Raw genomic sequence first — 26,834 nt, forward strand, 5'->3', positions numbered from 1 at the left:
GAATTGGGTGAAGCGCTGGGTATTGTGCATTATTTTTTGTCTTTTCTTTTCTCTCCATCTGCTTGCCCAGAATCCGAGCCAGGAGCTGGGGCTGTCATCTCCGCCGGGTCGTTATTCACGGGATGTAATTCTTCAAATTCAACCTGAACTGGATTTCAGCGATATTCTGTTCAGGTATACCTCTGCCGGGCAATCAGATTTTGCGCGCTATACTGATCCGCTGGTACTTCGCACACCGGAGAACACCCAGTACCGCTATGAAATTGAGTTGCTGCTGGTCCGAGATGACAAAGTGATCCGAAGAGAATTTATTCAATATACCATTGATAAAATACCTCCGGGTCCCGTCAGGCTGGATCGCCCGGCAGGAAGATACATGAGACGAGGTGAATTCTCTCCATTGGCTTCTGACGCTGAAGAATTTGAAGTAACGATTAGTTCGGGGGCGAGCCGCAGGGAACTTCGGTTGAACGAAGGGGAGCACTTCAAACTTGATGGAACAAGTGGAAAGTTTACACCATATGCAATCAGAGTATACGCCCTGGATGAAGCGGGAAACAGGTCTCAGCCTTCTGATTTCAGGATAGAAATTGATCGGCGGCAGGAAATCGAAGCGGATGCAATTCCCATTGTAAGTCCGGTTCCCGGGGATTTTGCAAATCGCCAACTGCTCTACATTGATGATAGAGGCTTCTCAGCTTTAACTTACACTCTGGACGGAAAAGATCCCCGACTGGGTGGACGCAGCTACTCCAATCCGGTTCTTTTGCCCGCCGGAAATGATATCCGTCTCAGAATACACGGTACTACCCATAATGGTGAGCACCTTCATAAAGATATTGTTTTTTCTGCAGCTGACGGAAACTATGGAAGTCTTGAGCAGGGGTCTGTTTCCAGACCATTACAGGTTCCTGCGGTCCGCAGCGGATTATTCTACCGTGCAGATGATCGGAATGAAGTGAGCCGCTTTGACAGTCCTCTTGACCGCCCACTCCGCATAAGGCCCCAGGAAGGAAGCCTCCGGGCTTTGCCGTTGCGAATTCTTGACAGCAGGGACAACCGTGAATACCGCTATCTTTTTCTTCTCGATGGACGTCGGCCCCGTCTTCCTGCACTGGATCTGCTTTATTTCAATCAGGCGCATGATGATTTTGTTTCCGTTTCTGAGACAGCTACTGTTTCAAGGCGTCTGCGCATACGCAGCAGTACCCAAAACGAACCCGGGATACGGCTTTTTTATACACTGGACGGCAGTGCCCCCTCTGCCGAAAGTGATGGAAACCTTAAAGAAATATTTCTTGACGAAGAAATTCTCTTGCCCGGTGACAGGACAGAAATACAGCTCCGTATTCAGGCACGGAAAAATGAAAGCTCCTGGAGCGAAGTATATGCGCGGGATCTGAGTATTTCCTCCCCTCCGGATTACAGCCTGGAAATCACTGAAGCCAGAGAAGATAATCAAATCACCCTCAACCCTGTTTTGTCAGGACAGACTGCTGCCGGGTCTTCAGGGTATCGGCTGAGCTTTTCTTCAGGGGAGTTTAGAACAGGTTTGATTCCTGCGGATACATCGTTGGAGCTTCCTTTGCTTCCCGGATCCGCGGCTGACCGGGAGATGTTGATTACACGCTACAGTTCTTCCGGTACGGAATCTCAGGAGATATTGTCCAGGAATCTGAATCTCTCGGAGGGACACAACATCGGTCCACGTATTGGAATAGATGGTGAGCAGATTTCAATTACAGCCCAGGAAAATCATGAGATACTGAAGTTGGACTACCGGGCGATCCGAATTCCCGATCCTTTAAAGCCCGATACTTTCAAAGGGGATGAGCCGGATGAAACGGTGAGCGGTTCCTTTCGAAAGTACGATTCGCCTTTTAGTCTGCCTGTCTCTGAAGGCAGCAATATTAATTTTATTATTGAAGCACGCTCTCACCATGAAAATGGCAGCATAGGGATCAATAGAAGCGGAATAGTACCTGTACATCGGCGTGAACCTTCTTCTGCGGAAATTGTCGGAGCAATCCCGGGTGCAGCTGTTTCTGAAAACCCCATTGAATTGGACATTCACCGGCCGGAGCCGGGAGTCCGCTATTATTACAGCGTAGGGAGAAACGGCCGCCAGGCAGAACCCCCGGATACGGAGAGTCCCTGGACGTTGCGCAGCCTGCAGCTGCGTATTTCACCGGACCGAAGCGATGAGCAAATTAGTATACGCGTTTTACCCGTTTCCCAGGGGAATCCCTCATTACGGGGTTCTGAGAGCCGGTTCGACATTCGATACGATACGATTCCTCCTTCACCCCCGGAAGTAAGCGGTGTGGATGAGGGTGTGGAGTACGGCCAAACGCTGGAGTTCCGACTCAGCTCAGATGAGGGCAATCGAATTATTTACAAAATTCGAAGAAAAGACGCTGAACAGTCCATTGAGCCTGAAAGCGTGTATGCCGGTCCGGTTACACTTCCCGGAGTAGATGGACGGCGTATAATATATGAGCTGCGGGCTCAATCGGTTGATCCGGCGGGTAATACCAGTGAACCGGTGGAAATCAGCTTTGCCCTTGACCGGGAAAAGCCGGAACTGCCTGGATTGAGAATCTACCGACAGGGCGAAGTAATCAAGCAACAGCTGGGTCAATATATTTTTCGAAGTTCCGACAATTTACGCATTGAATTCGAATCGGATGAGTCAGTACTGTATGAATTGAGTAGAGACGGAACTCCTCCAGTGCCCGGTACTGCATCAAGTCGTTCGGGAAAGAGCTTGGAATTGCAGGGAGTTCCGGGAAGTGAATTAACCTACACGCTCCTTTTTCGCAGCAGGGATTCTGCTGGTAATCTTGGAGAGGTAAGTAACAGCTTTGAGTTTACCATCGACAAAGAGAACCCCGATCCTCCTCCTGAGCCGGAAATCAGCAGAGACGGCAATAGTGGAAAGATCAGCTGGGCTACTGCGGATGAAAACAAGATAGAGTATGCGTTGGTATCGGGATTGGACAGAACTGCCGATGAATTTTCCCCCTATGAAGCGCCGTTTGAATGGCAAATTCCCGACGATTTCTCACGAATGCGTCTGCTTTACCGAGCGGTGGACAATGCAGGAAACCGAAGCCGTATACAGGAGCGGGTGCTTCCGCGACTTCAGATCGCAGCTGTTCCGAAGGTGTCCGGTATACAGGATGGAGCTGTCTACACATCTTCCCAGAGCATTCAGGTCTATCCGTCTTCCGACGGGATCGTCCGCTATGAAATCAGCTCCGACGGAACTGATCCCGAGGCAGTAGACCAGCGTTCAACCATCTGGAATTCCCGGCTCGATTTCCAGGCCGCCGAAGGTGAAACAGTGCAATATCGCATTCGCCTGCGTCAATTCATACCAGGATATGAACCCAGCCGGGAGCTTCAGTTCAGTTTTACGCTGGACAAAACCCCGCCTCTTCCACCGGCCATTTCCGGGCTTTCTACACAGGAATATCTCCACGAGGATCAGAACATTCGGATGTCTGTAGAGAATGAGGGCCAGGTTGTGTACCAGCTTCGTTCATATATCTATGATTCCGGAAACTTACCCCGGGAGTGGGATCGGGATTTTGTAGCCCCGTCAAGCATGAGCCCCGGCGAATTTGAGAACTATACTGAGCCGTTCACATTACAGGCTGACCCCGGGGAACTCAAGCTCTACACCATTCGCGGATATTCCTATGACCGGGCGGGAAACAGAAGTGCACAGGACCGCAGCTGGAATATCATTATCGATAAGCGAAATGTTTTTGTGGATCCTTCAAGATCGGAAACCGGTAATGGCAGCAGAAGCGAACCGTTCAACCGGCTTGCCACCGCCGTCGGGTATGCCGGAGAGCATAATCTCAGCGAAATTTATTTGCAAAGCGGGAATTATCCGCTGGACGCACCATTGAGTATCCCCATGAATTTGGGCATATATGGATCCTTCGATACTTTTTGGGAGTCAGATTCAGATGAAGATAGCTACCTCTATGCAGATAAATCATTCAGGGGTGAATCTCTTATCGATACCCGTGCCAGTTCTCTGGTTCTCGATTCAGTTTTTCTCAGCGATTCTGCAAAAGATCTTGAGAGTCTTATTAATTCAAGCGGCGGATCCATAGATCTTTCGGCTATACGCATGAGCGTAGCCGGAAGGAGTCGGGGTATTGAATCTGAAAAATCCCGAATTTCACTGATGGATTCACAGATTATCGGTTACGAACTGGAAGAGGGAATGCTGATAAAACTCCGGGACTCCCAACTTCGCATGAGCAATTCCCTTGTAAGTGCTGAAGAACTTCCGGATTTTCTTGATGAGGGAATACACTCCAGTTACATTCTCATACACAGTCAGGAATCCCAACTGGATATTTCTTCCAGTCGGATTTTGCCCGGCTCCGGCGATAATACCATCGCCCTGTATCTCTATAACTCCAGTCTGGATCTTCACAGCAATTCAGTATTGGGCAGCGGATTCGGAAGTTCCACTGCCAATGCGGTGTATGGGGAGAACTCCGAGCTACGACTTCGTGACAGCACTGTGCAGGGCAGCAGGAATGCAGCAGTTGTGAGCCTTCTTGCGGTCAGCAATTCGGACCTTGAACTCAGCAGGATGGAGTTAAATCTTGAAGCCAATTTTGGGGTTAAGGGAATTCTTATTACAGGCGGGCGATTAGCCATTGAGGAGAGCAGTTTTCAGGCGGTGGGAGCAGGAGATTTCGTAAATGCAATTCATGCGAGAAACTCCGCAGAACTTTCCATCCATTCGAGTGAATTTACCGGTCTCATTACGGCCGAATATACCTTGGCATTGCTGGAAAAAAGTTCCGGCGAGTTTACCGGAAATCGTCTGGCACTCAGCGGCGAAGAGGGATTTGCAACTGCCTTTCAAATTAGCGGAGCCGGTAGCTTTTTAATTCAGGACAACAGTCTTTCGGGTATCAGCAGCGCTGCAGCGATCCGGCTGCAGAGCACACTCTCAGATATTTCTCTGGAAGTGGCTTCTAACACATTCGAAAACTGGGGGGTATTACTGGAAGAATTCACCGACAGTTTCCGTAGTTCCGCCCGTCAGGCCGGCCGATATCAGACGCTGCAGGAACTGGAAACCCTGGATAATCAGGGCGTAATATTCAGCAACAATATTATTAATCAAGGATTATAGTACTATAGGAGTGCCCCAAAAAGAGTGCCCCAAAGAGTGTGGATGAAACTTCAATAGCTTGCATCAGCGCTCAACAGAGGCGCTGGGCAGCTGTTTCCACACTCTTTGGGGCATTATCAATTGATATTATTCGCGAACCCAAATGAGACGCTGATCCTGCGAACTTCCACGCCAGAGGGAATTATTCGGTGTAAGAGCGAAGACACTGTTTCTGCCCCCTTGGCTATCATGTACCAGCATTGAAATATGTGATTTGTATAAATCTGTGTAATATAGATTAGTGCTTTCCACATCCTCAGCATCATAATACACGGCACTCTCTTCATCCGTGTCGAGTAATATATATCCCTCGTTCTCTGAACCAGCTGCCAGCACATTATCGCCGAGGGGAGAACTGGACATATAGAGCAAATCGGTGAAGCGCGTGTACACGCCGTCGGGATTAGAGAACCTACGGGGGTTACCATCTGAATCGCTGAAGACGCTCCAGGAGCCGTTCCATGAGTAAATAAACCCTTTGCTGCTTGTTACATACAGAATATCGCTGCCGGTACTTTCCAGTCCGCTGAAACCGTAGGTTTTCAGGTCACCGCTTGAATCCTGGGGTTTGAGATTGTCGTTATCGAAAACGGAGTCTTGAGCATCCAGTTCTGGAATGCTGCTGAAGGTGCTGAGATCGGCTGAATCGGCGCGGTAAATTCGGGAGGAGGAAATAAACCAGGTATCTGTACCGCTGGTTTCCCCATCTACAATGGGTGCGGGCAGATCACTGGCTATTTCTGTGGCTGTAGCGAAGTCGGAACTGAGCTCATAAAGAGTATAGTAGAGTATTCCATCGTTTTCGGTTTTCTCTTGGAGCTGTATAATAATACCGGCTTCGGTGATGAAGAAACCCGCAGGTCGCCCGCCTGATTCGGGATTATTTACTGCGGATACCGGATTCCATTCGGGACTGATCTCTTCATCTGTATAGCTCAATTCGCTTTCAGAGCTGTAATAGAGGCCGGCTGTCAATCCGTCAGAGGTATCATCGTTGAACTGGACCAGCAGATTACCGTTTACCAGCGCAGCTTTAAATGCGTTTCCGTAGCTCGTACCGCTTCCATATACCGGAGCAGTGATCTGTTTCCAGGCATACCCAGTCTCGGTGCTCTCCGAGGCAGCAGCTACGCGGGTGAGAAGGGTGCTGGTAGTGATAAAATATTGTTCGCTCCCGGCTGTGAAACTGCTGATAGGAGCGTCATCAGGCAGATCCCTTCCTTCCTCATCGACTTTCACAACATTCTCCACGCTGTAAAACAGTCCCACTGAATTCCCGCAGGAAGAGATCAGTATGAGGCTTGCAAAAACCACATACAGGATTGAGACTAAATGTCCTGGGGATAATGTATTTTTATTCTGATGTATTCGCATAAAAACTCCGTTTTTGATTATCGAAATTCGTTGAGGCAATTTCATAAATCAGCGATCTTGGAAATTGCCAAGACCCTTAGAAATTATACATTGCGCGAACCGTAACTTCCAGAAAGTTTCCGAACCGCGTCATGCTTGCCGGCGCACCAGAGTCGTTGTCCCGGTAAATCTCCGGGAGCCACCAGTAATTGAGGTTGAGACCGAACGACCAGTCTTCCGTGGCATTCCAGTACACGGCGGTGCCGCCTTTCAACATGAAACTGAAACTCGTGAGGTCTTTATATCGGGAAATGGTGAGTCCGCTTCCAAAGTGAAGTGGCACTTCAAAGGGAAAACTTCGAAGGAAATAATTAGTCTGAAAACCCATTGGTACGATGAAAAATCCTTCGCCGTTGGGGTCGGCGTTGTAGGAGGCGTTTACTTCCAGGCCCAGACTCAGGTTATTGCCTATGAATGCCGACCAGCCAAGGCCGCCTGCCATTCCCATTTTAAGATTCATTGGTTTGACTGCAGATTCGCTGTCAGAACCGGTGGGATCAAAAATGAAAAGAGGTATGGGAGTTCCCAAGCCTATAGTGAGATACTGGTCTCCTAAAACTCTGGAGATCTCAACTCTCTCTTCTTCGGGCTCCCCTTCGGGAAGGTCCTGGGCGCTCAAAGGCAGCGCAGCAATACAAAGGATGCAAAAAACGAATATAGAACGGTATAGGGGGTGGTGTGATTTCACAAACTACTCTCCAAAAATTAGGTTCGCCCTGCTTATTCCGGATTGTGCCGGAATAAACCTGTGCAATAGTAGCACAGCATAAGTGGGGTTTCAATGTGAATAACATCCAAGACCGTTTCTGATTACATAATCTGTACAGGGTTTATCCGGAGAATAATCAGGCAAAACGAATCGAGTTGAAATTTGTTATTAGCTATGCTACATCCTTTCTATGCAAGCAAAAATAATTGATGGAAAACATGTCGCTGCCCAATTACGCAGCGAAATTAAATCTGAAACTGCCGCATTGGCAGAAAAAGGGATCGTTCCCGGACTGGCGGTAATCCTTGTTGGGGATGATCCTGCCAGCAGAAGCTATGTGGCGGGAAAGGAAAAGGCTTGTAAGGAAAACGGCCTGTATTCCCGGGATTACAGGCTGGATACCGATTGCAGTGAGGGGGAGCTTCTAAGCATTATACACGAGCTGAATACCGACAGTGAAATTCACGGTATTTTAGTACAGCTTCCGCTCCCCGGCCATATCGATTCGGATACAATCATTCAGGCCATCTCCCCCAACAAGGATGTTGACGGCTTTCATCCGGTAAGTCTGGGCAACATGATGCTCGGGCAGGAAGGGTTTCTTCCCTGTACACCCCACGGAGTTATTCAGCTATTGAAATCCATAGATGTATCTCCCCAGGGTAAGCATTGTGTAATTGTGGGAAGAAGCAATATTGTGGGCAAGCCCCTGGCAAATCTCCTGATGCAAAAAAGCGATTTAGGCAACGCAACGGTAACAGTTTGTCACAGCCGTACCCCCGATATCGCCAAACATACCCGGGAAGCGGATATTGTTATTGCCGCCGCCGGAAAACCGGGCATGATCACAGCAAATATGATCAGGGAAGCTGCGGTTGTAATAGATGTTGGTGTGAACCGGGTGGAAGACAGCAGCCGCAAGCGGGGGTATCGTCTGGTCGGCGATGTTGATTTCGATGAAGTGTCTCAAAAGGCATCGTACATCACTCCTGTTCCCGGTGGAGTTGGTCCAATGACCATCACCATGCTGTTGTGGAACACCCTTCAATCTGCAAAACGTAGCATGACTGAATAAAACCGGTAAAAGAGTAAACACATGATGAAAGACATCCAAAATACTCCAGACACCAGGAATCTTGCCCTGGATAAAGTGGGGGTAAAAAATATTAAATATCCCATTACAATCCTGGATAAAGAAGAGGCGGTTCAGCACACAAGTGCTGAAGTTGACCTCTTTGTTAATCTTCCCCACCATTTCAAAGGAACCCACATGAGCCGTTTTATTGAGGTGTTCCACGCCCACTCGGATGATATCCGAATGAATAATTTTCTGAACATGCTTGAAAAGATTAAGCATGTACTGGATGCGGAGAAGGCCCTTGGGGAAATTCGGTTTCCGTTCTTTATGGAAAAGCATGCGCCTGTGAGCGGACAGGCGAGCAAAATGGAGTACAACTGCAAGTTCATCGGCGAGGTGAACAGTGACTACCGGGAATTTTTTGTGGGAATTGAGGTGCCTGTTCTTACTCTCTGTCCCTGCTCCAAGGAGATTTCCGCATACGGTGCCCATAACCAGCGCAGCTATATTCGGATTTTGGTTGAATTGGGGGAGTTCTTCTGGATTGAAGATATGATTTCGGAAATTGAATCCTGCGCTTCCGCTCCTCTCTACACCCTTTTAAAGCGGGAAGATGAAAAGTTCGTTACAGAGTATAGCTATGACCATCCGGTATTTGTGGAGGATCTGGTCAGGGAGGTAACGATGCGGCTGGAGCAGAAGTATCATTTTCCCTGGTTCAGCGTGGAAGCCGAGAACATGGAAAGTATTCATAATCATGAAGCATATGCATATATCGAAAGGGGAGAAAAAACCTATGAACATCGTGCAAAAGGTTCCTGATCAAGTGGAGATCAAAAATGCTCTTATCTCTGTCTCCGACAAAACCGGCATACGGGAATTTGTAAGAGGGTTGGTTCGCCATGGGGTGAATGTGTACAGTACCGGCGGTACCTACAGGACAATTCAGGAAGAGCTCGCCGATTTTGACGGCGGAATACATTCCGGCAAGCTTCATCCGGTGAGTTCCTATACCGGTCAACCTGAGATGCAGGGGGGGCTTGTAAAAACCCTGGATTACCGCATTTATCTGGGGCTGCTGAGTGAACCGTATAATCCTGATCACCGAGCCGATATGACCCGCACCGCCTCCATAGATTTCGATATGGTGGTTGTGAACCTGTATCCCTTCAGCAGTCAGATTGCCCGGGAAGACAACACCCTGGAATCTGCACGGAGCCATATTGATATTGGCGGTCCTACCATGCTCAGGGCCAGTGCGAAGAACTATATCCGGGTTGCTTCTGTGTGCAATCCTGAGAGCTATGACGGGATTCTCAGTGCCATGGAAGAGGGCAATGGTTCGTTGAGTCTCAAAAAGCGCTTTACCCTGGCCAGACAGAGCTTCGCCCACACCGCTGAATACGATCAGGCTATCAGTAAATATCTTACAGAATGCAGCATTGAAGAGCTTCCTTCGGTGTATCAAATCAGCGGGGAGGAATGGCGATGAGCGATCTGAAAAAGATGTACAGAGAAATAAACAGTGACAATTTCCCTGGAAAGATGGAGATTGCCTTTGAAGAAAACGGGAAACGGCAGGTTTTATTCTACGAAAAAGCCAGCTGGGATATTAATGGTGAACGCAAGGGGCTGCGCTATGGTGAAAATCCCGATCAGCCTGCAGCTCTGTATCGGCCGGTAAACGGGAACCTTCATCTTGGCGGGGTGGAAACCCTGGAACCGGGGAATTATCTGGCCAGCGACGCGGAATTGCTCCAATCCGGGAAACATCCGGGAAAAATAAACATTACCGACATAGATGCAGCCCTGAACATACTCCGGTATTTGCACTCACAACCTGCTGCTGTGATTATTAAACATAATAACCCCAGCGGTGCGGCGGTGGGCGGTGATCTGTACAATGCGTACCATAAGGCTTTTCAGGCAGACCGGCTGGCCGCCTTTGGCGGAGCGGTGGCAGTTAACCGGCCTCTGGATAAAGAAACTGCCGAATATATGGTTTCCAGTTACATAGAAATTCTTGCGGCTCCTGATTTTGAAGATGGTGTATTGGAAATACTGGCGAGAAGAAAAAATCTCCGGGTCATGAGGATCCACAATATCAACCGGCTTCAGACATACATCGGCACGAAGGTTCTGGATTTTTCCAGTCTCATAGACGGCGGGCTGATCCTTCAATATCAGTTTGAGCCTGCGATTCTATCTCCTGATCAGTTCCTTCCCGCAGAAACCGAATATAAGGGTACGAAATACCAGGTAAGTACAGAACCGAGTCAGGCTCAGCTTGAAGATATGCTATTCGGATGGCTGGTTGAAGCGGGGATTACCAGCAATTCGGTTATCTATGTGAAAAACGGAGCTACGGTGGGGATCGGAACAGGAGAGCAGGATAGAGTGGGGGTGGCGGAAATTGCCAGGGATAAAGCGTACCGGAAAAGCGCCGACCGATTGAGCTGGGAGTTATTCAATACCCCGTTCAATCTTTTGCAGGACAGCCATAAAGAAGCGGAAGTCATGAAACGAACCCGTGAACTCCGGGGAGATCTGGAAGGAAGCATAATGGTGTCCGACGCCTTTTTCCCATTCAGAGATGGTGTTGATGTTGGAATCAAAGAAAAAATCGGGGGAGTTGTTCAGCCCGGCGGCAGTCTCAGAGATTTTGAATCCATAGAAGCCTGCAACGAAGCCGGCATACCTATGGTTTTCACCGGGCAAAGAAGTTTCAAACATTGAATAAGGACTGCCGGATGAGTATTATTAACCTGACAGCCAAAATATCAAAGTGAAATATTATTCAGAGGTGACTATGGAAAAGGATACAAACACTTCCAAGATTCTGGCGGTTTTTCAGCCCCCGGCAAACCAGGACGAGCGAGTTAAAGCCACATCACTTGGCCTGGCTTCGATCACGGCCTCGGTGGGAATCTTCCTGCTGAACGGAATCAGCAGTCTTGCCATTCCCGGCTTGCTCATTGCAGCAGTTTTGGGGAGCATGGCCTACTGGATCCAGCATAAGTATCCGAAATGGAAGTCTATTGCAGCAGTGGTTGCCGGTGTTGCAGGATTGAGCTTCCTGAACATCATACCCGGGATTCAGGTTATCAGCAGTTTCATTCTGGGTGCCGCCGGAGTAATCAGTGCAGGATTCGGTTTGTGGAAAATCGGAAGTTCCGTGTACTCTATATTTAAGAAAAAGTGATGAATCTTCACCTGATAACGCTAGAGGCCATTTCTAAAACCAGCGATTTTGGAAATTGCCAAGACCTATAGAAATCATTTTTCCCGTCGTGTAAAAGGGGTATGATTTCGACCATTTATCCAGCATCTTTCAAAATTCAATTTTGAAAGATGTTCGGCAGTGTTTCAAGAATCCGGAACAGTGCCCAGACGGCATGTTTCGAATTTGTTCAGAACCATAGGAGAGTTGTATGCCCTGGAAATTAATTTCGGTAATTGTTTTTCTTGCAGTGATTATATTACTCATCGGATTTAACTGGGGCTACACCTCCAGCATCTCAATAGGCCTCCATGAATTCTCTGAAGTGCCGATAATTATCACAATTGGTGTTTCATTTCTGGCTGGTGCGGTATTCGCCATACCCTATACCATCAGGACAACTTTGAAGATCAAGAAAAAACAGAATGAGAAAATTGAGCAGGCAAATGCAGATACTAAAGACTCAGGCTCCGCTGGACGGACGAAAAAACGGAAAATGGCAAAAAAGTCCGGTTCCAAACCGGGCAGGAAAGGCGGAAATTCAGCTCCACCGCTTCCGGATACTCCTCCGGAGAATTAAGTTCCAGCTTCAAATGACCCCAGGTAAGTTAATGATACTCTCTGTGCTTCTTGTTCTCCCCCAATTTCTTCATGCAGATCCCGGGAGCGAAACAGATGGAAGAATGGGGGATTCCAGTGCACAGAATGGTTTTTCCCGCTTAGCCGCATGGTCCCAACTTCCCGAAGAATGGCAGGAAAGGTTTAATTACAGGTCCGTTCCGTCGGGTGAAGATCTGCAGGAACGAGTGTTTTCCAATCTCCTGGAATTCTTCAATGAAGTCTATGATGCGGATTCCGGCGAGCCCCATGCCGAAGTTGGTGATGAGCCCGGTGCAGAAGAAGGTGAAAATACTTTGATATCGGGCCTTCAATTCACCGCTGCCCTGCTTAATCGTCTGGAAAGAGTGGAAGAGCGCAGTGCCCGTTTTATCATTTCTGCTCGGCAGAGAGAGTTTGCACTGAAGGTGATGGAGTTTCGCCTGCATCAGTATCTTCTTATGAACAATTTACAGGAAGCCGCTCTTTTATCCGACGAGCTGACTCAGTTTTTCCCGGATCGGGGATTTCTGCTTCAGGCTGCGGAAATATACATGGCCCTGGGAAATCCTTCCCAAGCGCGGAAAAGACTGCAAACATACCTTCAACAGGCTTCTCCGGGAGGGGAAGATTATGACCGGAGCAGTTATTTACTCAGTAGAGTGCTGATCGATGAGGGTTCAACCCCGAGGGCCTTGGATCTTCTCTACCGCAGCTATGCAGAAAGACTTTTAGAAGCAACCGGACTCGGGACATGGAACAGATACAGCATCCAGAATCTTCTTATCCTGAGAAACCTTTTACGCCTGGCGGATAATGATGAAACCCTTTCAGAAGAGCAACGGGAGGTATACGCTGAACTTACCTTTCTCCTGGAGGAATTTGCAGGTCGGAATCCCGAGAGGGCGGTACCAGAACCGGGATTGGAATATTTCCCCGGTCCCCGGGTGCTCAGCACTGCCGAGGATCAGGTTCCCCGCTATATTCGGGGATACATTGGAGAACCGCAGGAACCTCAGGAAATCCAAGAACAATATAAACTCCAGGAAACACGGGAAGCTCCGGAGGGTAATTCTCCAAGCGGTTCCACCCCAGCCGCGAGCTTATCCACCGAAACAGCTGACTCTGATATGGCGCTTATTCAACTCGGAGTATTTTCAAACAGGGAAAACGCCGCCGGATTTCAAAAGCGGCTACAACAGCGGGAATATCCTGTGTTTCTCAGTTTCGATGCCGATAGGGAACTATACCGGGTACTTCTGGACAGCAGGGATGAACAATTAATAGGAAGTGATAATTACGCCAACCCGCGACGCCTATTACTGCAACTCAAGGAAGAGGGCATTGAAGGGTTTGTGGTTGATGAATAAGAGATGATTACTCATCTTCTTCGCGTCGTATCACCTGTTCAAGCTGAATCTGTTCATCCCCAAGGGAAACCGGTCCATAGCTGTTCAGCCTTACTTCCTGAAGAGTAATAATTCGGTGTTCTTCGTTATCTTCACTATACTCCTCGTAGTCGAGTATAAATTGCTGCTTTCTTTCACCGCTTCCATTTAGATAATGGATCTGCATAATGCTGACGCCGTTCAGACTGTAGATCGCATAACCGCCGCTCTTTTCTTCCTCCTGGGTTCTGAACGTTATATATGGGGCCGAGAAGAACATTTCCCAGTTTGTGTCACTGACATACAGCCCTGAAATTTCATGGGGATACAGTTCTTTTCCGCTATTCATTCGTACCGGAGCCAATCCCCGTACTTGTTCACCGTTTTGCTGCAATCGATTATATGTACCAGACCAGAATTTGTTATTCTCCTCGCCGCTGAGTTGAATTACCATGGTATTCAGGTCAAGAACAGAAACCTGCATTCTTCGGATAACGCTGCGGATAATCTCATTTTCCATTTGAATTCGAATACTGCTCCCGAAGCCCCAACGGGAAGAATCGGTCCAGCTGAAATTCAGCTGCCGATCATCGGTGGCAAGCTGGATTGATTCGGTTATCCGTGAGAAGAACACTAAGCGGTTCCCGTCCTGGTGTTCCCAAGGACCATCGATAAAGCGATGGTAGTCATCCAGGTTACCCGAATAAAGCTCTGCAAGCTGATCCTCCTCAACCCTGCTTCCCGGGATTTTTTCTGAAAACGAGAGGAGATAACGCCCCTGGGTTGGACGCCAGGTGTACACGGATCGGACCATATCCAGGGGGTTGTCAGATTCTAGATCCTGGTTCAAAGCCCGTACACTGAAAGCTATGCCCGTACCTGTACCGTTATTATATGCTTCGTTCCGTTCCACCACATCAATATCTGCTTCAATATCTGCTTCCACACTAAGTATGGAGGAAAATTGAAGCCCATAGGCATTGCCGGTTTGCTGCCGGAAAATATCCAGGGTCTGCTCCCCCCGATTATTTGTGCCTATGGCTACAAGTTCCTGCTGCCGGTCACCGATTACATCCTGAGTGTATAGAACAAAGGTTTGAAGACTGGTGGCCTTGGTCATGGACTGCCAACTGATGAAATAATCGTCTCTGATAGGATCGTAGTCGGCTATGAGAAGTCCGATATGGTCATCCTGACCTTCTCTGAATTTAAATACAATTACCTGCTCATCGGGCGCATCCAAATCTAAACTGAACTCGTAAATCTGATGAGGAATATAGGCAGGCGGTATGGCGATCCGGGCGGACAGCTGAACCTCTGTGATGGAATCTTCAACGTCATTTTCCGGAGGAGCGAAAAGCTCAATATTTTCGCCGGCTCTGGGAATGAGAACTCCGCTCTGATCTGTTCCCCCGGGAGCGGGAAGGGGAGTGCTGTCATGACTGCACGATGTAAGCAATACGGCGGTTATGATTACTGAATATATAAAAATTCCTGATATTATGCCTGGTCGATTATTTTTCATACAATTGTATTCATATCCTGAATTAAAATGATTGTGAACACCCACTTTACAAAGCAGGGACTTTTTGTGATTATACGACATGGAACAGCACTCTATTTTCGCAAACATCTCCCCTCTAGATCACCGGTACTACCAGTCGAACAAAGAATTGTTTGACCGGTTACGGAAGTACATCAGCGAAGAAGCATCGGTTCTCTACTGTGCCAAAGTGGAAGCTGCATTGGTGAAAAGTCATCTGCATTTTCAAAATCAGTTGAACGAGGAAATGACACAGGCATTAGACGAGGCCGTGGAGCACACCAAGCCTGTATTGGTGTATGAAGAAGAATCGAAAACCCAGCATAATATCCGCGCTCTGGTGAACGTGATGAAACAGTTCGTTCCCGAAGAAGTCCGCCATTTTTTACACATGGGTGCCACAAGTGTGGATATCCTAGATACCGCAAATGCCCTGAAGCTCAGGGATGCGGTACGCCGGGTGATACTTCCTCAGCTCATTGAATTGGAACAGCAGCTTATCCGGTTTGCCACCGAGCACGCAGAAACTCCCCAGGTCGGCAGAACCCATGGGCAGTATGCCGTTCCTATTACTCTGGGTCATAGCTTCGCCGAGTATGTCTCCCGTCTTGGAAAAAGCATCCGTGAAATTGATATCCGCAGCTTGGATCTCAGAGGTAAGCTTGCCGGGGCAGTCGGAGGCTATAATGCCACCAGCATGATTTATGAGGATCCGGTGGAGTTTGAACGTCATACCCTTTCCTTGCTTGGGCTCAAACCCTCCGATCATTCAACCCAGATGGTGGAGCCGGAACATGTTCTTCGGCTTTTTCTGGAAATCAATACGGCCTTTGGCATCATTGCGAACCTCGCGGATGACCTGAGGCATCTTCAGCGAAGCGAAATAGATGAGGTAAGGGAATATTTTTCCCCAACCCAGGTGGGTTCTTCCACCATGCCTCAAAAACGCAACCCCTGGAACTGTGAACATGTAAAGAGTCTCTGGAAGGCATTTTCTCCCCGCATTATGACCCTGTATATGGACCAGATTTCCGAACATCAGCGGGATTTAAGTAATTCTGCATCCGGGCGTTTTACTGTGGAAATCCTCGGCGGATTTGCTGCGGCCGTTCGGCGAATGGTGAAAATTCTCGAAGGGATGACGGTAAATAGAAAAGGCCTCCAGCGCAATCTGGATAATGCAGGTTCCAGTGTACTTGCCGAACCTGCATATATTCTCCTTTCCAGTCAGGGGGAGGCCGATGCACATGAGATAATTCGGAAATTCACCCTCAAGGCGGAGCAGGAAGAAAAAAGTCTGTCTGAAGTGATGAAAGCCGACGGCACAGTTTGGGAAAAAATCTCCCGGCGACTCCAGGCGGTTGGCGTGGACAATCCCGATGAATTTTTCTCGAACCCCCAGCTTTACCGGGGGCGTACCGCCGAGCGCGCTCGGGACCTGGGCAGCTTTTGGTCACAGGAAATGGACGCCCTCTCTACGGGGCTGAAACACGAAGAATGATTAACACGGTCAGGCGCCCCCGCGCCTGGCCGTTTTTTTTAATCGGCGTGCTCCGCGTACATCGCAGCGGTATGCCCGCCGTCAATACGGAACTGAATACCAACCCAGGAGGTTTATGTATGGAACTTACAGAATCCTACAGTTATGATGATGTGCTCCTGAAGCCCGGCTACTCGCAGGTGCTTCCCGGAGATACGGATGTGAGCCTGGAACTCTTTCCCGGAGTGAAGCTGAATGTACCGGTAATATCTGCCGCCATGGATACGGTAACCGAAGCCAGGCTTGCAATCGCTCTGGCCTTGGATGGTGGAGCAGGGGTGATTCACCGGAATCTAACCCCCGAAGCTCAGGCGGAGCAGGTTGCCAAGGTGAAGCGCCATTTGAACTGGGTAATTGAAAACCCTGTTACTGTCAGGACCAATACCCATCTTCAGGAAGTTAAACGGATCATGGAGGAAGAAGGGATCAGCGGTCTGCCGGTGGTTGATTCCGAAAATCATCTTGTGGGCATTGTTACCTCCCGTGATATGCGTTTTAACAGCGATCTGAACAGCACGGTTGAAGAAACTATGACCCCTGATCCTGTGGTTGAAACGGGAACTCCAGATATTGAAAGCGCTCAGAAAAAATTTGACGAACACAGAATTGAAAAGCTTCCTGTTGTGGATAATACAGGCAAGCTTACGGGACTGATCACCGTGAAAGACATGGAGAAGCACAGAAACTTTCCCAATGCCGCAGTGGATTCCCACGGCAGACTTCTTGTAGGAGCTGCGGTCGGTCCCACAGATATTGATTCCAGACTTTCCCTGCTCACTGCGGCGAAAGCAGATTTCATTGTCATTGACTCGGCCCACGGGTCAAGCAGTAAGGTGATAGAATCGGTTGCCTATATTAAAAAACACTGGGATATACCGGTAATCGGGGGCAATATTGCCACGGCTGACGGTGCCAAACGTCTGATAGAAGCCGGAGCGGACGCCATAAAAGTAGGGGTTGGCCCGGGATCGATTTGTACCACCCGCGTTGTAGCCGGTATCGGGGTGCCCCAGTTTTCCGCAGTCCTCTGGGCGGCTGAAGAGGCCGCAAAACATAACATACCGGTAATTGCCGATGGAGGTATTAAGTACTCGGGAGATATCGCCAAGGCGATCGCAGCCGGGGCGAGTACGGTGATGATCGGTAGTCTCTTTGCAGGACTCAAGGAAGCACCGGGAAGGGAGATTATCTACGAAGGCAGAATTTTCAAAACCTATCGGGGAATGGGAAGTATCGGTGCCATCAGAAGCGGCTCTGGTGACCGATATCAAATGAACGCGGACGATGAGCCCGTACCCGAAGGCGTAGAAGGCAGGGTTCCATATAAAGGCGAGCTGCGGCCGTATCTGCATCAGCTTGTGACCGGCTTGAGGAAGGGGATGGGATACACCGGATGCGCCAATCTGGATGAATTGCGGCGATACAAAAAATTCATTAAGATAACCGCTGCGGGTCTGAAAGAGAGCCATGCACATGATGTGGCCATTACTCAGGAACCCCCTAACTACTCACGCTAAGGATATCTCGTATGAATCTTGTTGTAATTGGTGCCCAATGGGGAGATGAAGGGAAAGGAAAAATGGTGGACTACCTGGCTTCAGAGGCAGATATGATTGTCCGCTTCAGCGGCGGAGCAAACGCCGGCCATACCATCGTTCACGGAGAACAGACGTATAAGCTTCATCTCGTCCCCTCGGGGATACTGTATCCCGAGAAAACCGTTCTGCTGGGAAGCGGAATGGTAATTGATCCCCGCAGCCTCTTCCAGGAATTAGCCGACCTTGAAAAAGCTGGCATTGATTGGAAGGGACGGGTGCTGATATCCAGCCGGGCACATTTGGTTCTCCCGGGATATAAGGAGTTGGATAAACGGCAGGACAGTCAGCGTAAGAAGCCGATCGGAACTACGGGTCGGGGAATTGGCATCGCCTACAGCCTGAAATCTAGCAGGGACGGCATTAGGGTTGGCGATCTCAGCGATGACAACCGTCTGAGTCTTTTAGAAGACGCAGACCGCAAATTTCTGGAAGAATATAAAGATCTGCTTCAAGAAATGATGGTGGATATTACTTCATTTATTCACCGTAACTCACCAGAGCGGATGCTCCTGGAAGGAGCCCAGGGGGTACTCCTGGATCTTGATCTGGGAACATACCCGTTTGTCAGTTCAGGCTATTCCGCAGCTGCAGGTGCCAGTCTGGGAGCCGGGATCGGACCCCGGCAATTAGACGGAATTCTGGGGGTTTTCAAGGCGTATTCCACCAGGGTGGGAAACGGACCCTTCCCCAGCGAGTTCAATCAGGAACGGGATGGGGAACTGGAACACCGCATTCGTGACATCGGCAGGGAATACGGCGCAACAACCGGACGCCCCCGACGCTGTGGATACCTTGACCTGGTTGCCCTCAGGTACGCATGTATTTCAAATGGTATTGACGCTCTGATCCTCACCAAAATTGATGTGTATGACGACTTTGATGAAATTCAACTGTGTGCGGGGTATGAAATTAACGGGAAGGAATTCAGGGATTTTCCCGTTGCGGGTGAGGATTTGCAGAAAGCAGTACCTATTCTGAAAAAATTTCCCGGGTGGAAACAGGATGTATCCGGGATCAGCAGCTATGAGCAGCTTCCAGAAGAAGTAAAAGCGTACATTAAATATATTGAAGATTTCACCGAAACGCCAATTACCGTGGTATCGGTGGGGCCGGAGCGCAGGCAGACAATCATCAGACAGGAATTATGGACACAATACTAATACTCGATTTCGGCGGACAGACCGCCCAACTCATCGCCAGGCGAATCCGGGAACTGGGAGTGTACAGTGAAATTATCCCCGGTGATACCGGGTATGACAGTATTCCGGATGCAGTTAATCCGGATGAAGTAAAGGGCTTTATATTTTCCGGAAGCCCCGAATCCGTATATGATCGGAATGCTCCCGCCCTGGATCCACGTTTCATTGATGACGGCAGACCCATTCTGGGAATTTGTTACGGTCTTCAGAGATTCACCCATGATTTGGGAGGGCGGGTAGAGCAAAAGCATACCCGGGAATTCGGCAGGAACCGCATAAGATTCCGGCAGAAGAGTCCACTCTTCCGGGATATACCCGAAAATTTCATCAGCTGGATGAGTCATGGTGACAGCATAGATTCACCTGCACCGGGATTTCAGATTATTGCGGAAAGTGAGCACCAGCATCCTGCCGCCGTTGCTCACGAAAAATTGCCCATTTACGGTCTTCAATTTCATCCTGAGGTAAGCCACTGCGAGTACGGAAGCGAAATTCTTGCCAACTTCACATTTGAAATATGCAAAGCCCGGAAAGAATGGAACATGCATATGTATATGGAGGAGGCGGCGGAGGCGATTCGGAAACAAGCCGGCTCAAATCCGGTGCTATTGCTGATATCCGGGGGTGTGGACTCCACCGTCGTAGGCGGTATGCTGCTGAAAAGTCTGAGCCATGATCAGGTTCATCTCATGTATATTGACACCGGATTAATGAGGAAAAACGAATCGGTCAAAGTGGAGAAGACCCTGAAGGCGCTGGGCGCTACCCACCTTCATATAATTCACGCCGAGGACGATTTTCTTATTCCTCTGGAGGGTGTTTCCGATCCGGAGAAAAAGCGCGAGATCATTGGCGACGCGTTCATAAATGTACAGGAACGGGAAATTGCAAAACTCGGTGTTGAGAATTCGATTCTGGCCCAGGGCACACTTTATACGGATATGATCGAGTCCGGCAAAGGCGTAGGCAACAAAGCCAAGGTGATCAAAAGTCATCATAACGTAAGAAGCCCCCTTGTTGAGCGCAAACGGGAACAGGGAATGATCATTGAACCACTGGCAAAACTGTATAAAGACGAGGTGCGAGCCCTGGGGCTTGAGCTGGGAATAGATACTGATGTGGTTAACCGCCACCCGTTTCCCGGTCCCGGCCTTGCGGTGCGAATTATTGGGGATATAACCCGAGATAAACTTGAGGTCCTGCGGGAAGCGGATCATATATTTATCAGTGAACTGAAAGCCCGGGGACTGTACCAGAAAATATGGCAGGCTTTTGTGGTGCTCCTGCCGGTACGTTCCGTGGGGGTCACCGGCGATGCACGGGAATACGGCTATGTCTGTTCTCTGAGAGCCATTAAATCCCGAGACGGAATGACCGCCGACGTGTACCCCTTTGAAATGAATGATCTGCTGGAGATATCATCGAAGATCACCAACCAGGTCCGTCATATCGGACGGGTTGCCTACGACATCAGCAGCAAGCCGCCGGCTACCATAGAGTGGGAGTAATTTCATCGGGAGATAGGTATGAGGATCAGGGAGCAGAGCCTCTGTTCAGCTCACCCTCCCAGCGATACATACCGCCGAAATCGCTTACATTGCTGAAGCCCTGTTCGGATAGCATCCGCAGCGCCTGGCCGGACCGGTTACCGCTGCGGCAGTACACAACAATACGGGTATCTTTGGGTACCTCGGGCGGGTTTTTCGGGATATCCACATGCGGAAGGAGCTTGGCGCCGGGAATATGCCCCTGTTCGTATTCCGGCAGGGTACGGACATCCAGGAGGAGAACTTCATCATTGCTTTCAAGCAGGTTTTTGAGATCCTGCCAGCTATTCAGTTCGGTTTCACCCTGAGCACCCTGGGCAGCAAGTACGGTTACGGCGCATACCAGTACAGATATTGTAAGAATTAGTTTTACGTTCATGATAGAAATCATCAGGAATTTTTCCGGCTAAGTCAAGCAGATTTCCCCAGTAGTCTGTGTCATTGTGGATTCTGCATGAGATAGATGAGCCGGGCAGGAGCACATATGAATACTGAAGAAATACTGAATTACAGACATTCGCGGATCATAGAAGTGCGTTTCATCGATCTGGATGCTCTGGGACATGTGAACAATGCAAGATATCTGAACTATCTTGAAGAAGCCAGGCTCGCATACGCCAAAGATGTTCTGGGCTGGGACGGCGATATCCGGCATCTGGGTCTGGTTGTGGCCGGGGTAGAAATTCAATACAAGCTGCCCATTTTTCTTAACGATAAGGTTGAAATCCGGACTCGGGTAAGCAGGATCGGTGGCCGGAGTTTTGAAATGGAGTATCTCATTCTGAACATCGGCGGTGAAGAACCCGCCCTGGCGGCACAGGCGAAAACCGTTCAAGTCAGCATCAACGAAGAAAGCGGGAAAAGTACACGTCTTCCGGAAGAGTGGAGGCAGATAATTAAAACATATGAGCCCGGAGAAATTCAGGGAGCATAACATTAACATCGTATTCAAATCCCCATAGCGCAAAGAAGGGGAAATAATACAATAACGGAGTTGAAAATGAACAAATTTTTTCAGCTTGAGAAAAACAATACCACAGTACGCACTGAGGTGCTTGCAGGTATTACCACTTTTCTCACCATGGCGTATATTCTCGCCGTAAATCCGGCTACGCTTTCTGCTACCGGTATGCCAGCACCGGCACTGTTTACCGCTACAGCACTTGCTGCAGTGGTGGCCACACTGGTCATGGCTTTGTGGGCAAAACTGCCCTTCGCTCTGGCTCCCGGAATGGGACTGAATGCGTTTTTTGCATTCACCGTAGTACTGGGAATGGGAAAAAGCTGGCAGTTTGCACTGACGGCAGTGTTTCTTGAAGGAATTATCTTCCTGTTCCTTACCGCGTTTAATATTCGGGAAGCAATTATCAGTTTGATTCCCTCGAATATCAAGAAGGCAATCTCGGTAGGTATCGGCCTGTTTATTGCCTTCATCGGAATGCAGAATGCAGGAATCATATCCGGTAATTCCGCGGTATTGGTTGAATTAGGGGACTTCTCCTCTCCAGCTGTTCTCCTTGCTGTACTCGGTCTGGTTATTTCATCTGTCTTGCTTGCCTTTAAGGTCAAAGGTGCGTTGCTTTGGGGAATTATTGCTTCAACTTTAGTAGGTATTCCCTTGGGGGTAACAAATCTTGAAGGATTTACCCTTTTCCGCAGGCCTCCAAGCCTTGAACCGATTTTTTTCCAGTTCGAATGGACGGAAATTCTCAGTCTGGAAATGCTTCTTGTACTCTTCACCTTTCTCTTTGTGGATATGTTTGACACCGTGGGTACCCTCATCGGCGTATCAACAAAAGCAAAGATTCTGGAAAAGGACGGGAAAATTCCCCGGGCCAAGCAGGCACTGTTCGCTGACGCCATTGGTACAACCGTTGGTGCCATATTCGGTACTTCCACAGTCACCACCTATGTTGAAAGTGCATCGGGCATAGAGGAAGGCGGACGCACCGGCCTTACCGCACTGGTTACTGCGGCACTATTCGCCATAGCACTCTTTTTCAGCCCTCTCTTTCTCATGGTTCCGGGAGCGGCCACGGCTCCGGCACTCATACTTGTGGGTGTATTTATGATGAGTCCGGTGAAAGACATAAATTTTCAAGATATCAGTGAATCGCTTCCTGCCTTTCTCACCATTATCATGATGCCTCTTGCCTACAGCATCGCCGAAGGTATTGTATTCGGGATCATCTCCTATGTGATTCTCAAGACCCTTACCGGAAAATATAAGGAAGTCCCAGTGGCTACATATATCGTTGCTGCGGTCATGCTTATTAAGTTTTTCATCTGATTACCTTCGGCTTAGCTGCGGGTAATCAACTCTTGCAGCTTTGGCCGGCAAAACCGGGAACCGTTATCTACTATGCGGTTCCCGGTTTAAATTTCATGATGCAATTACCAATCAATTATGCTATGCTCCCCTCACATGGCAGAAGATACAAATCGGAGATGGTTTGCCCTTGATAATGCGGCCCATCTTTTTCCCACCATCGAAAGTGATAATCGAACCGCAGTCTTTCGACTGTCCGTAACTCTCAAACAGAAGATTCAAAAGCAGGTTCTGCAGGCTGCGCTGGAACGGGTATTGGGACGATTCCCAACCTTCCGGGTGCGACTCGTTAAGGGACTCTTTTGGAATGTCCTGGATGAAAATCGTAATCCAATTACAGTGGAAGAAGACGTTCGAAATCCATGTATGCGGCTGGACTACCGACGAAGCAGAGGACACCTGCTGAGAGTCCGGTATTTCAATAATCGGATCGCAGTGGAATTTTTCCACAGTCTTACCGACGGAACCGGCGGTATGTCCTTTCTTTTGACACTTGCCGCGGAGTATCTCGACTTGCTCGGACATAGCATACCCCGCAACGGCATAATTCTGGATACATCCAAATCCCCGGAGGCTGAAGAACTGGAAGATGCGTTTGTAAGATATTATAATCCGGGCATCCCCCGTGCAGCTGGGGAAGCTTCCGCCTTTCAATTCCGGGGAAAGGCGGCGGATTCAGGTACTATTCATCACATACATGGGGTAATACCCTTTTCCCGTTTGAAGGAAGCTGCACAAAAGCATTCCACCAGCATTACGGTATTCCTGACTGCAGTTTATATCAAAGTGCTCCAGGACATTCAGGAGCAGGGGAGGGCGCCAGCACGGAAATCTCCTATTAGATTATGTATTCCGGTAAACCTTCGTAACCATTTCCCTTCACAAACCCGGCGCAATTTTTCCCACTTTCTCACTCCCAGTATCAACCGTTGGCAAGAACAACGGTATGAATTTCCCGAACTTCTCCACAGCATCCACCACCAGCTGGTGTTGAATAACCGCCCAAGAATTCTCAAGCGTGAATTCAGCCCCAATGTGGCTGCAATGACAAATCCTGTTATACGAGCCATGCCGTTGTTTATTAAAAACTTGGTAATACGCCTCGTTTCCCACAGTGTGGGTGAACGAATGTTTTCTGGTATGCTGTCCAATTTGGGAAATATCGACCTCCCGCCTGAACTACAGTCACATGTGGAAAGGCTCGATTTTCAATTAGGACCAAACAGGAAGATTGGATCAAGCTTATCTATGCTTGGTTATAACGGAAATATCTATATAAACTTTGTGCGGAGTACTGAAGAGCCGGAAATCGAACGACGCTTTTTCCGGGAACTCATTCGGCAATCTGTACCTGTGAAAATACAGAGTAATTGGAGGTAAGGCATGCCTTATTGCGTGGAATGCGGAGTTGAGTTGGCGGCTTCCGAACCGGAATGCCCGCTGTGTCATACTCCGGTGATGAAAGAACATTACACCATCGACACCCAGGCGGATATGTATCCGGCAAGAAAACAAGCGCCTCAGCCGCCAAAACCTGCATCCAATATAATGGGATTATTTACCATTCTCTTTATTCTTGCCGGTATCATCAGTATTACCGTGGATATGGCAGGGGACAATGCTGCAGATTGGTCCGGGGTGGTGCTTCTCTCAATGGTATTTGCCTGGGTACTTCTGGCATTCCCTCTGTTGATTTTCAGAAAATCCATCGGCACTGCCTTGACCGCCGACATGTTATCCGTATCCGCATATCTGTTTTTTCTCGATCTGATTACCGGAAATGCCGGTTGGGGTATCCTGGCTTCCTCTTCGGTTCTTACGGTGACCGCTATATTAATCGTTCCCTACATCCTCAGGGGAGGAAAAGGACTATTTGCGGCTGTCCTGGACGGTCTCATTCTCGCATCGTTTCTTCTAATTATTCAGGAAGGATATTCAAGCAGCTCGTGGTTTGTGGAATTGGGTCTACCCATATCACTGCTTACAACCCTGTTCCTCGGGGCGGTGTTTTACACCGGTACCAGCATCCGCCAACGCAGATACCGCCTGATTTCCCTTATTCTAGTTTATATTGGATTATTCAATATGGGCATTGATATAATTGTCAGCCGCTTCCTGGATATCCAGCTTCACATCTCCCGTTGGTCGTCAATTGTACTGATCTCTTCACTCATCGGAGCGGTGATCATATTCACTATTTACCGAGTACCAAAGATCCGGCATGCGGTGAAGAAGCGTCTCCACCTTTAAAGCCCTCAAGAACGCTCCGTAAACGGCGGATCAGTGCATCCGGATACTGCTCTGTGAAAGTCCCTACACTGCCGGCATCCATTCTTCGTCTTAATTGGTGAACAATCCTATGCCAGCCCAGTAAAATGGCCGCGGAGAGAGAAATTCGTAGAGAGTACCTGCTCACAATCCGCCCATAGCCGTCCCTTGCGGCGTTAATTTCATCCTGCAGGGGCAGCTCGAGCAGCATCAATTGCTGATACACGGCCTGCTGCAGTAGTTGGTTACTTTCCTGATCTTCCAAACTTCCGCCGGATATAAACAGCTGAAGATGCTCTCGACGAATATCCGCATCAACGAAAGATTCGGACCGTCTGTGGAAAAGAATATTCACTCTGTCTGTGATCATATTGCACTCACCGTTGAACTCTTCAATAACAAGCCTTCTGTACTGGCCGAAGAGGGCGGTTCCCAGGGAAACAAGAAAAAACAGAATGATGAATACAGCTATCATACGCACTCCTGTTTATGAGTATCGGAATTATAGAGTCGTTTTAAACGTTTTTTCACTGCCGGAGCCTTGAAAATGGTTGTTAAAAAAAGGGTTGATAAAAATTAGAGGAAGATGCATGCCAGTCATCGCCGTCCTCCCTTATCCCTCCAGGCCGCCTCGCCGGTAATATCCGTTTCCTGCGGATATGGCTTTCTGTTCGGTCGCGCAGCCGGTGAGTTTTAACTCCCGGGTATATAAAAAAAGAGTTTCCGACCGGAGGTCGAAAACTCTTTTAATGGAGGTGGCGGGAGTTGAACCCGCGTCCTGAAGGGTAAGAAATACGCGTCTACAGGTTTAGTCAACGCATTTAATTTTTAAGATGCTTCAGGCCGGTCGACAGGCCTTTCCACATCCGGTCTTTGAAAAAGTCCCTCCTGCCGTCAAAGCCCGACAGAAAGCAAGTCCTGGTTTCTAACAGACAGTTCAGGATTCAGGACTGCACCCTGAGTGTCCGTGACAGCACTATTTAGGCTGCCATTGCATAATCTGCATCGTTAGCAGTTATAAAGGTTGCCAATCAGGAGATGGCGCTCCACCTGCAACGTATCCCTGGATCCTCTCCAGTCGAATCCGGGACACCCCCAAATTCAGTTGTAACGTGTAATATACACTTCCCCCCTGCTTTTTTCAAGTGTCCGCCCCGGGCTTGTGGGGGAGACAAAGTATCGGCTGGGTGCAT

At 48.8% G+C, this 26,834-nt stretch carries 21 protein-coding genes and 1 other RNA gene; 16 read left to right on the forward strand and 6 right to left on the reverse strand.

The annotated features are described in order from the left end of the window. Positions 1-7: 7 nt before the first annotated feature. Positions 8-5,173, forward strand: coding sequence for a hypothetical protein (locus AC52PS_RS10295; RefSeq protein WP_495562980.1), 5,166 nt, complete (start codon positions 8-10; stop codon positions 5,171-5,173). Positions 5,174-5,299: 126 nt separating this feature from the next. On the opposite strand, the gene AC52PS_RS10300 is transcribed toward AC52PS_RS10295, so the two are convergent. Beyond that, the gene (locus tag AC52PS_RS10300) at positions 5,300-6,586 is read right to left on the reverse strand and encodes a hypothetical protein (protein ID WP_495562981.1); all 1,287 of its coding nucleotides are present in this window, start codon (positions 6,584-6,586) and stop codon (positions 5,300-5,302) included. A gap of 76 nt (positions 6,587-6,662) precedes the next feature. Further along, entirely contained in the window at positions 6,663-7,313 is a 651-nt protein-coding gene (locus AC52PS_RS10305; protein WP_495562982.1) for a TP0733 family outer membrane beta-barrel protein, read from the reverse strand. A gap of 211 nt (positions 7,314-7,524) precedes the next feature. Here AC52PS_RS10305 and folD point away from each other — a divergent pair, with 211 nt between their 5' ends. The 7 genes from folD (at position 7,525) to AC52PS_RS10340 (ending at position 13,599) form a co-directional block, all read left to right on the forward strand. Next, positions 7,525-8,409, forward strand: a complete 885-nt coding sequence (folD, locus tag AC52PS_RS10310; RefSeq protein ID WP_495562983.1) for a bifunctional methylenetetrahydrofolate dehydrogenase/methenyltetrahydrofolate cyclohydrolase FolD — start codon at positions 7,525-7,527, stop codon at positions 8,407-8,409. 21 nt (positions 8,410-8,430) lie between these two features. After that, positions 8,431-9,234 carry a GTP cyclohydrolase FolE2 gene (folE2, locus tag AC52PS_RS10315; protein ID WP_495562984.1) on the forward strand — a complete coding sequence of 268 codons (804 nt, stop codon included), beginning with the start codon at positions 8,431-8,433 and terminating at the stop codon, positions 9,232-9,234. Next, positions 9,209-9,904 carry a hypothetical protein gene (locus AC52PS_RS10320; protein ID WP_495562985.1) on the forward strand — a complete coding sequence of 232 codons (696 nt, stop codon included), beginning with the start codon at positions 9,209-9,211 and terminating at the stop codon, positions 9,902-9,904. The genes folE2 and AC52PS_RS10320 overlap by 26 nt, the downstream gene beginning before the upstream one ends. Beyond that, positions 9,901-11,148: an IMP cyclohydrolase gene (locus AC52PS_RS10325; RefSeq protein WP_495562986.1), complete on the forward strand. Its 1,248-nt coding sequence runs from the start codon at positions 9,901-9,903 to the stop codon at positions 11,146-11,148. The genes AC52PS_RS10320 and AC52PS_RS10325 overlap by 4 nt, the downstream gene beginning before the upstream one ends. A 73-nt stretch (positions 11,149-11,221) precedes the next feature. Further along, entirely contained in the window at positions 11,222-11,614 is a 393-nt protein-coding gene (locus AC52PS_RS10330) for a hypothetical protein (RefSeq protein ID WP_495562987.1), read from the forward strand. A 229-nt stretch (positions 11,615-11,843) separates the two neighbouring features. After that, on the forward strand, positions 11,844-12,212 hold the full coding sequence (locus tag AC52PS_RS10335) for a LapA family protein (protein ID WP_495562988.1): 369 nt from the start codon (positions 11,844-11,846) through the stop codon (positions 12,210-12,212). 31 nt (positions 12,213-12,243) lie between these two features. Beyond that, positions 12,244-13,599 carry an SPOR domain-containing protein gene (locus AC52PS_RS10340; protein ID WP_495562989.1) on the forward strand — a complete coding sequence of 452 codons (1,356 nt, stop codon included), beginning with the start codon at positions 12,244-12,246 and terminating at the stop codon, positions 13,597-13,599. Between the two features lie 7 nt (positions 13,600-13,606). Here the strand turns inward: AC52PS_RS10340 and AC52PS_RS10345 are convergent, their stop codons facing one another. Further along, complete coding sequence (locus AC52PS_RS10345; protein WP_495562990.1) at positions 13,607-15,142, reverse strand: pallilysin-related adhesin; 1,536 nt, start codon at positions 15,140-15,142, stop codon at positions 13,607-13,609. Between the two features lie 79 nt (positions 15,143-15,221). On the opposite strand from AC52PS_RS10345, the gene AC52PS_RS10350 reads away from it, so the two are divergent. From AC52PS_RS10350 to guaA, 4 genes are all read left to right on the forward strand, one after another. Continuing rightward, a complete protein-coding gene (locus tag AC52PS_RS10350) occupies positions 15,222-16,661 on the forward strand; it encodes a lyase family protein (RefSeq protein WP_495562991.1) in 1,440 nt (479 codons plus the stop codon). Positions 16,662-16,780: 119 nt separating this feature from the next. Beyond that, entirely contained in the window at positions 16,781-18,217 is a 1,437-nt protein-coding gene (gene guaB / locus AC52PS_RS10355; protein ID WP_495562992.1) for an IMP dehydrogenase, read from the forward strand. A gap of 11 nt (positions 18,218-18,228) precedes the next feature. Then, positions 18,229-19,458 carry an adenylosuccinate synthase gene (gene purA, locus AC52PS_RS10360; protein WP_495562993.1) on the forward strand — a complete coding sequence of 410 codons (1,230 nt, stop codon included), beginning with the start codon at positions 18,229-18,231 and terminating at the stop codon, positions 19,456-19,458. After that, entirely contained in the window at positions 19,443-21,005 is a 1,563-nt protein-coding gene (gene guaA / locus AC52PS_RS10365) for a glutamine-hydrolyzing GMP synthase (RefSeq protein WP_495562994.1), read from the forward strand. The genes purA and guaA overlap by 16 nt, the downstream gene beginning before the upstream one ends. 25 nt (positions 21,006-21,030) lie before the next feature. On the opposite strand, the gene AC52PS_RS10370 is transcribed toward guaA, so the two are convergent. Then, entirely contained in the window at positions 21,031-21,423 is a 393-nt protein-coding gene (locus tag AC52PS_RS10370) for a rhodanese-like domain-containing protein (RefSeq protein ID WP_495562995.1), read from the reverse strand. 105 nt (positions 21,424-21,528) lie between these two features. On the opposite strand from AC52PS_RS10370, the gene AC52PS_RS10375 reads away from it, so the two are divergent. The 4 genes from AC52PS_RS10375 to AC52PS_RS10390 all read left to right on the forward strand — a co-directional run bounded on the left by AC52PS_RS10375 (position 21,529) and on the right by AC52PS_RS10390 (position 25,623). Then, positions 21,529-21,978 (forward strand): acyl-CoA thioesterase, encoded by a 450-nt coding sequence (locus tag AC52PS_RS10375; protein WP_495562996.1) that lies wholly within the window; start codon positions 21,529-21,531, stop codon positions 21,976-21,978. 66 nt (positions 21,979-22,044) lie between these two features. Continuing rightward, positions 22,045-23,334 (forward strand): NCS2 family permease, encoded by a 1,290-nt coding sequence (locus AC52PS_RS10380; protein ID WP_495562997.1) that lies wholly within the window; start codon positions 22,045-22,047, stop codon positions 23,332-23,334. Positions 23,335-23,469: 135 nt separating this feature from the next. Then, positions 23,470-24,753 (forward strand): hypothetical protein, encoded by a 1,284-nt coding sequence (locus AC52PS_RS10385; protein ID WP_495562998.1) that lies wholly within the window; start codon positions 23,470-23,472, stop codon positions 24,751-24,753. Positions 24,754-24,831: 78 nt separating this feature from the next. Continuing rightward, positions 24,832-25,623: a DUF6320 domain-containing protein gene (locus tag AC52PS_RS10390; protein ID WP_495562999.1), complete on the forward strand. Its 792-nt coding sequence runs from the start codon at positions 24,832-24,834 to the stop codon at positions 25,621-25,623. On the opposite strand, the gene AC52PS_RS10395 is transcribed toward AC52PS_RS10390, so the two are convergent. Beyond that, positions 25,568-26,116, reverse strand: a complete 549-nt coding sequence (locus AC52PS_RS10395) for a hypothetical protein (RefSeq protein ID WP_495563000.1) — start codon at positions 26,114-26,116, stop codon at positions 25,568-25,570. The two genes, AC52PS_RS10390 and AC52PS_RS10395, sit on opposite strands and share 56 nt — an antisense overlap. A gap of 272 nt (positions 26,117-26,388) precedes the next feature. Next, positions 26,389-26,738, reverse strand: a transfer-messenger RNA (tmRNA) gene (ssrA, locus tag AC52PS_RS10400). Positions 26,739-26,834 lie beyond the last annotated feature (96 nt).

Source organism: Salinispira sp., assembly GCF_059431795.1.

Excerpts from the sequence above, each read along its gene's own strand:
- AC52PS_RS10300 (WP_495562981.1), bottom strand. The coding sequence starts at position 6,586 with ATGCGAATACATCAGAATAAAAATACATTATCCCCAGGACATTTAGTC.
- AC52PS_RS10375 (WP_495562996.1), top strand. The coding sequence starts at position 21,529 with ATGAATACTGAAGAAATACTGAATTACAGACATTCGCGGATCATAGAA.
- purA (WP_495562993.1), top strand. The coding sequence starts at position 18,229 with ATGAATCTTGTTGTAATTGGTGCCCAATGGGGAGATGAAGGGAAAGGA.
- AC52PS_RS10390 (WP_495562999.1), top strand. The coding sequence starts at position 24,832 with ATGAAAGAACATTACACCATCGACACCCAGGCGGATATGTATCCGGCA.
- AC52PS_RS10325 (WP_495562986.1), top strand. The coding sequence starts at position 9,901 with ATGAGCGATCTGAAAAAGATGTACAGAGAAATAAACAGTGACAATTTC.
- folE2 (WP_495562984.1), top strand. The coding sequence starts at position 8,431 with ATGATGAAAGACATCCAAAATACTCCAGACACCAGGAATCTTGCCCTG.
- folD (WP_495562983.1), top strand. The coding sequence starts at position 7,525 with ATGCAAGCAAAAATAATTGATGGAAAACATGTCGCTGCCCAATTACGC.
- AC52PS_RS10320 (WP_495562985.1), top strand. The coding sequence starts at position 9,209 with ATGAACATCGTGCAAAAGGTTCCTGATCAAGTGGAGATCAAAAATGCT.
- AC52PS_RS10350 (WP_495562991.1), top strand. The coding sequence starts at position 15,222 with ATGGAACAGCACTCTATTTTCGCAAACATCTCCCCTCTAGATCACCGG.
- AC52PS_RS10395 (WP_495563000.1), bottom strand. The coding sequence starts at position 26,116 with ATGATAGCTGTATTCATCATTCTGTTTTTTCTTGTTTCCCTGGGAACC.
- guaA (WP_495562994.1), top strand. The coding sequence starts at position 19,443 with ATGGACACAATACTAATACTCGATTTCGGCGGACAGACCGCCCAACTC.
- AC52PS_RS10380 (WP_495562997.1), top strand. The coding sequence starts at position 22,045 with ATGAACAAATTTTTTCAGCTTGAGAAAAACAATACCACAGTACGCACT.
- AC52PS_RS10335 (WP_495562988.1), top strand. The coding sequence starts at position 11,844 with ATGCCCTGGAAATTAATTTCGGTAATTGTTTTTCTTGCAGTGATTATA.
- AC52PS_RS10330 (WP_495562987.1), top strand. The coding sequence starts at position 11,222 with ATGGAAAAGGATACAAACACTTCCAAGATTCTGGCGGTTTTTCAGCCC.
- AC52PS_RS10340 (WP_495562989.1), top strand. The coding sequence starts at position 12,244 with ATGATACTCTCTGTGCTTCTTGTTCTCCCCCAATTTCTTCATGCAGAT.
- AC52PS_RS10345 (WP_495562990.1), bottom strand. The coding sequence starts at position 15,142 with ATGAAAAATAATCGACCAGGCATAATATCAGGAATTTTTATATATTCA.
- guaB (WP_495562992.1), top strand. The coding sequence starts at position 16,781 with ATGGAACTTACAGAATCCTACAGTTATGATGATGTGCTCCTGAAGCCC.
- AC52PS_RS10385 (WP_495562998.1), top strand. The coding sequence starts at position 23,470 with ATGGCAGAAGATACAAATCGGAGATGGTTTGCCCTTGATAATGCGGCC.
- AC52PS_RS10370 (WP_495562995.1), bottom strand. The coding sequence starts at position 21,423 with ATGAACGTAAAACTAATTCTTACAATATCTGTACTGGTATGCGCCGTA.